The organism is Ruminococcus sp. CAG:330 (assembly GCF_000437175.1).
In the GTDB taxonomy this organism is placed as follows: domain Bacteria; phylum Bacillota; class Clostridia; order Oscillospirales; family Ruminococcaceae; genus Ruminococcus_C.
The window spans coordinates 33,688-34,652 of record NZ_FR898066.1 but is presented as its reverse complement, the minus strand read 5'-3'; the positions used below and the strand labels follow the sequence as shown (position 1 = coordinate 34,652).

At 53.8% G+C, this 965-nt stretch carries 1 protein-coding gene; it reads right to left on the bottom strand.

The features are described 5' to 3' along the window. Window positions 1-217 precede the first annotated feature (217 nt). The coding region (locus QZL66_RS08020; RefSeq protein WP_293602009.1) for a YhgE/Pip family protein at window positions 218-965 on the bottom strand (748 nt) is incomplete at its 5' end.

Below are 965 nucleotides of genomic sequence, written 5' to 3'. Positions count from 1 at the left end.
ACAGCTTTTCGAGGGCGGAGCGAACAAGACCGCTCCACCCTGTGTGCCGTTTGCAGCACTGATATATTGAAAACGTTCCAGTGGAACGTTTTCAACAGAAACCGCATAAGTAGGGACACGGCGTGCCGTGTCCGTCAAAATCCCAAACAACCCCAAAAGGGCTGCGCCAACGTGGACGCAGCCCTTTTGGAATTTATGGTAGAAATGGAAAATCGGATTATGCCTCAGCCGGAACTGCCTTCTTCGAAGATGCAATCGTCTCCGCCGGCTCTTCTTCCTCCTCCTGCTTCTTCAAACGAGCATGGAAGCCGACCAGCAGCAATCCTGCGAATACCACAGCGATAACTGCCAGAACGACGCAGTCCGTGGTAACGTCCAGACCGGAAGCAATGCCGCTCCGGAAGCCGTGTACCGTATAGGTAAACGGCATAAACGGATTGATGATCTGATAGAACCGATCGGACAGCTCCAGCGGATAAGTGCCGGCGCAGCCGCTCAGCTGCAACACCATGAACACCAGCAGAATGAAGCTGCCGATGATGCCCATAAAGAAGTTAACGCAATATTCCAGCGTCAGGAACGCAACAGAAGAGAAGCATGCGATCAGAACGGTTCTTGCCAGATTGTCTGGCTCGAATCCATTGAAGACCACCAGACAGAAAATCATGAGAACTGCCTGCAGGATGGCGAGGATCCAAAGCTTGCCCAGCTGGAGTCCCCAGGCACGGGTGGCGTTTTTGCCCTTGATCTTCTGGTCATACGGCGAAAGCATGACACAGAATGCAAGGCCGGCTACCCAAAGGCCGACTGCCATCATATACGCTGCCATGGCGTTACCGTTGGCAGAAACAGCAGTTTCAAACGACTCCGTGGCGTTGACCGGTTCGGAGAACATCTCGAAATTCTGGTCGCCGGCGTTGATGGAGTTGACCTCATCGGCACCGTCTGCCAGTGCCGACTGCAAG